Annotated in this window: 2 protein-coding genes and 1 pseudogene; 1 reads left to right on the top strand and 2 read right to left on the bottom strand. The window is 65.7% G+C overall.

What is annotated here, in order from left to right; all coding sequences use genetic code 11:
- Positions 1-133: 133 nt before the first annotated feature.
- Positions 134-1426, bottom strand: coding sequence for a hypothetical protein (locus A5779_RS09435; protein WP_131811621.1), 1293 nt, complete (start codon positions 1424-1426; stop codon positions 134-136).
- A gap of 622 nt (positions 1427-2048) precedes the next feature.
- Here A5779_RS09435 and A5779_RS09430 point away from each other — a divergent pair.
- Positions 2049-3929, top strand: coding sequence for an ABC transporter family substrate-binding protein (locus A5779_RS09430; RefSeq protein ID WP_174554308.1), 1881 nt, complete (start codon positions 2049-2051; stop codon positions 3927-3929).
- A gap of 51 nt (positions 3930-3980) precedes the next feature.
- Here the strand turns inward: A5779_RS09430 and A5779_RS34005 are convergent.
- Positions 3981-4973: pseudogene (locus A5779_RS34005) on the bottom strand (hypothetical protein); the annotation flags it as partial.

The raw sequence follows: 4973 nt of genomic DNA, 5'->3' as shown, positions 1-4973 counted from the left end.
GTTATCGCACGTTACGCCCGAAAAGCGGTGCAATAACTGGCCACTCGCGGTGGGGGGCTGCGGCGGTGCGCCTCAGAGCTGAGATGCGCCGGTAGCGATATCCCCCGCGATATCGCTACCGGCGCACCAGTTCTCAGGCCGCGTCGCTCTTGGAAGCGGACTTCTTGCCGGCGCCGTCATCAGTGGTGGCGGAACCGGTGGTGTTGCCGGTGGTGGTTTTGGTGGTGGCTTTGCCCGGGGTCGGGCTGTCGCCGCCACCCTTGAAGCCGAACTTCTCCTTGAGCTGATTGACGCTGGTCGTCAGATCGGTGGTGTCGGGCTTGGTCGGTGCCGACGGGGCCGAGCCCTCGGACACCTTGGTTCCGGTCTGGCGCGTGCTGAAGTTGAGGCTCTCGCGAAGCTGGCTCCGTGCCTTCACGAGGGGCGTCGTCTTCTCGACCGCGGGCTTCTTGACCTCCACCGTCTCCGCCGGGACCTTCTCCGGCGCCGGCGGTGCCGTTTCGACGTCCAGGCTGACCAACGTCTTCGGAGCGGGAAGCTTGCTCACATTGCTGGTGACCAACGTGTTCTGCGGGTTGTTCGGATTCTCACTCGGATCCACGCCGAGCGCCTCGCGGACGACTTCACGGACGGAGTTCGTCGCCTTCCACAACACGTCGTTGCGGAAGTCCTGAATACCGTCGGCCCGGTTGGGCAACAGCGCCTTCAGTCCGATGGGGATTGCCTGCTGGGTCGGACCGGTGCCCATGAAGGAGTCAGCCACCCAAAGTGGTGCGCTGATGTAACTGTCGAGCATGCGGTAAACGGCGACGTTGGGTTCCATGCCGCCGGCGATGTCGATGATCGCCTTGAGCGGTCCGAACGGGGCCAGAGCGAGGCCCTCCACCAGTCGATATCCGGAGTCGAGGGCGCCCGCAGCGAAACCGGCGAGCGGGGTGAGCACGTCGAGGGGAGTGCTGGTGTCCTCGACCCCGAGGAGGTCGGCGATCGATGATCGGAAGCTATCGGTCGCTGCCCACAGCACGTTGTTGCGGAAGGCCTGGATGTCGTCGGCGTGGTCGGGGAACAGCGCCGCCAGGCCCTTGCCGGTGAGTGATGTCTGGTTGATTCCGAGGGCGGGGTCGATGACCCACAGCGGGGCATCGATGACCTGGCGGATCGAGTTGTAGAACGCCTGGGGGTCGCCGTCGGCGATGGCGAGGGCAGCGGCGATGGCGGCCACCGGTAGTTCAGCGATGCCTTGGACGAGACGCAACCCGGATTCGGTGAAACCCTCGAGTGCCGCAATCGGATCCGGTGTCGCCATGAGGTTGATATCCGCAACATGTGCGGCTCGGAGAGCCTCCGGCGCCTGTGCGCTGACCGGTCCGATGGCCGGGCCGATGGCAATCGCGCCTGCCGCGAGTAGCGCTGTGGCTCCTGTCATCGATTGCTTCACACCGACGTGCATGGGTGCCTCCCCCTGATTTTGGTTGCTCTGGTCGAAACTGACGTCGTCGACGATATCGTCAACCTGAGAATTTCTCAGGTGAATTTCAAATCTTGCACACACAAATACCGTCCGAGCGCCGGAGTTTTCTGGCAAGTTGTGTCATGCAAGCGAATGTCGCGGGCCAATCTGTGATTGGTTTAGCTGAAGAGGGGGAGTGGACCGGAAACATCTTTCAGGGGTGGCACGCCGGTCATCATGACGTCCGCGGTGCCCTGCCAAATAACCTGGGAGGTCTGCATTTCGACGAAGCCGAGCGGGTTGCGACGCCAACGCCGACGCGGAGAGCGGCGCGCTCGTCCTTCGCGCCCTGTTTGCAACGTCGCGTCAAATGCCGGCTCATGCCGGCCTGTAATGTTCGACAGCAATCAGATTTGATCTTGTTTCACGTGTCCCGATCGGCCGGGTTTTAGCGCCAAATTTGAATCCATTGCGCTTCTTCGCGCAAAATCTCGCCGCGGGTTCACCCTCGCGATGCATGCCCGTCACCATTTGCGGGGCGAGGGGTTGAGACGCGCTGTCGGTGTGGGGCCAAGAGCGCTTCCGGACGGTCGATACGCTGAGTGGCGTGCCGACACCCCTCCGCCGCGCCCAGTTGACGATCGGGGCGCTCATATCGGTGCCGGCGCTCCTGTTCAGCGGTTGCACTGTGAGCCCGCCGCCCGCTCCGCAGAGCACCGAGACGACCGAGACGACACCGCCGCCCCCGATGAAGGCGACACAGATCATCATGGCCATCGATTCGATCGGCCCGGGGTTCAACCCGCACCTGTTGTCGGACCAGTCGCCGGTGAACGCCGCGGTCGCCTCGATGGTGCTGCCGAGTTCCTTCCGGCCGGTACCCGACCCGAAGTCTCCGACGGGCTCGCACTGGGAGCTCGATCCGACTCTGCTCGAATCGGCCGAGGTGACCAACCAGAACCCGTTCACGGTCACCTACAAGATCCGTCCGGAAGCGCAATGGACCGACAACGCGCCCATCGCCGCCGACGACTACTGGTACCTCTGGCGCCAGATGGTCAGCCAACCGGGAGTCGTCGACCCGGCCGGCTATGACCTGATCACCGGTGTGCAGTCGGTGGAGGGCGGCAAGCAGGCGGTGGTCACCTTCTCCCAGCCCTATCCCGCGTGGCGGGAGCTGTTCAACGACATCCTTCCGGCCCACATCGTCAAGGACATTCCCGGTGGCTTCGGCGCCGGTCTGGCCCGTGCGATGCCGGTCACCGGCGGGCAGTTCCGGGTGGAAAGCATCGACCCGCAACGCGATGAGATCCTGCTCGCCCGCAACGACAGATATTGGAGCGCGCCGGCCAAGCCTGACCTGGTGTTGTTCCGGCGTGGTGGAGCACCGGCTGCCCTCGCCGATTCCATCCGCAACGGCGACACCCAGGTGGCCCAGGTTCACGGTGGCGCAGCCACTTTCGCGCAGCTGAGCGCGATCCCCGATGTTCGCACCGCCAGGATCGTGACACCGCGGGTGATGCAGTTGACGCTTCGCGGAGGGCAGCCCACCCTGGCCGAAGCCCAGGTGCGCAAGGCGATCCTGGGTCTGATCGATGTCGACCTGTTGGCCTCGGTTGGCGCGGGCGACGACAACACGGTGACGTTGGCGCAGGCGCAGGTGCGCTCACCATCGGATCCCGGCTACGTACCGACAGCTCCTCCGGCGATGTCGCGGGAGGCTGCGCTTGATCTGTTGCGTGGCGCGGGTTACCAGATCGAGCCCGCGGCCGAGCCGCCCGCTCCGGGCGCGCCGCCGGCGCCGGACAACGGCAGGCAGCGCATCACCAAGGACGGCGCCCCGCTGACGCTGGTGCTCGGTGTGGCGTCCAACGATCCGACGTCGGTCGCCGTCGCCAACACCGCGGCCGATCAGCTGCGCAACGTCGGAATCGACGCCTCGGTGCTGGCCCTGGACCCGGTTGCGCTCTATGGAGATGCGCTGACCAACAACCGGATCGACGCCGTAGTCGGCTGGCATCAGGCCGGAGGGGACCTGGCCACCAGCCTCGCATCGCGCTACGGCTGCCGGGCGTTGGAGGCGACCGCCGTCTCGACCGCGGTCCCCGGGGTCACTCCCTCGTCGTCACCGAAGCCCACAACCACGGTCGCACCCCCGGCGCCGAGCACCACACCGACACCCGCTCAGCCCATTCCGGCTCCGGAGTCAGGTGATCTGGTGCAGGCGCCCAGCAACATCACCGGGATCTGTGATCACAGCATTCAGCCGAAAATTGATGCGGCACTGGATGGTTCGCAGAATATCGCCGAGGTGATCCAGGCTGTCGAGCCGCGCCTGTGGAACATGTCGACAGTTCTTCCGATCCTGCAGGACACGACGATCGTTGCCGCAGGACCGAGTGTGCAGAACGTCAGTCTGACCGGTGCCGTGCCCGTCGGCATCGTCGGCGACGCGGGCAGCTGGACCAAAGGGCGATAGCAGGCGTGCAGTGGGCCCCCTCATGCGAGGAGGCCCACTGACTGGTGTGAATCAGGATGCGTCGCCCGATCCTGACGATGACGAGCCACCGCCGGAGTTCGCCGCGCGGTGCTTGCCGGCCTTGGCGCTCTTGCCGCTCAGCCCCTCGGTGGCCTTCTTCAGTCCGTCGGTCACGCTCTTGACGGACCCTTGAAGGCCCTCACGGACCTGTTTGGCCGAGCCGGATCGGTTGGTCGACAGCGCCTTGCCGGGTTCGGCCTTGAGACTGTCCTTCACCACCGGAGTGGAAGCGCTGGACGGTGATTTCGTCGCAGCGGAATCGCCTGCAGCAGTTTCGGTTTCAGCAGGTGCGGCCACAACCGGAGCCGCCTCGACCGGAGCAGCGGCAGGTGCCGGTGACACAACGGCGGCCTTCGGGCTGACATCCAGCGTCACGACCTTCGCCGCGGACGTCAGGGTTGCGTCCGCTGCCGTGCGCGCGGCGTCAGCGGCTGGTGGTGTGATCGCGGCGGCGATGAGCTCGCGGGCCTGTCGCAGGGTGCTCAGCAGGCCGAGGCTGGGACCGAACACGCCGCCGCCGAGCGCGTCGCCGTTGAGGAACGCATCCGCGACGACGGCAGGACCGCCGAGCATCGCGTTGACGACACCGAGCGCATCGCCCGCCGTGGCAGAGTCAACGATGTCCTGGCCGACGTTTCCCGCCACCGTGACTGTCCGGTAGGCGACGTTGAGCAAGCCGAGGGCGGGCAGTGCCACAATCGCCGGGTTGCTCAGTACGTTGGCCAGGTTCTGCACCGGCTGCCTGATGGCATTGATGGCAGGTTCGAGCAACGGAAGCACCGCCCCGGCCACCGGGGTGAGGAATGCGCTCCAGAGGTTGGACACCGCGCCGTTGATGTTGCCCGCGAGGAGATCGGTGAGAGAAGCCTGCACCAGCGACGGGATGCTCCACGGGTTCGACGGGTCCAGCGCATTGCCCAGTGCGGTGGCAGAGCCCTGCAAGGCTGTGAAGAGCGAACCCGCGGTGGTGAGCTGATTCGTGAT

Origin of the sequence: Mycolicibacterium peregrinum, assembly GCF_001665625.1 — a bacterium.
Taxonomy (GTDB): domain Bacteria; phylum Actinomycetota; class Actinomycetes; order Mycobacteriales; family Mycobacteriaceae; genus Mycobacterium; species Mycobacterium peregrinum_B.
This window is presented reverse-complemented; position numbering and strand designations above follow the sequence as displayed.

Excerpts from the sequence above, each read along its gene's own strand:
- A5779_RS09435 (WP_131811621.1), bottom strand. The coding sequence starts at position 1,426 with ATGACAGGAGCCACAGCGCTACTCGCGGCAGGCGCGATTGCCATCGGC.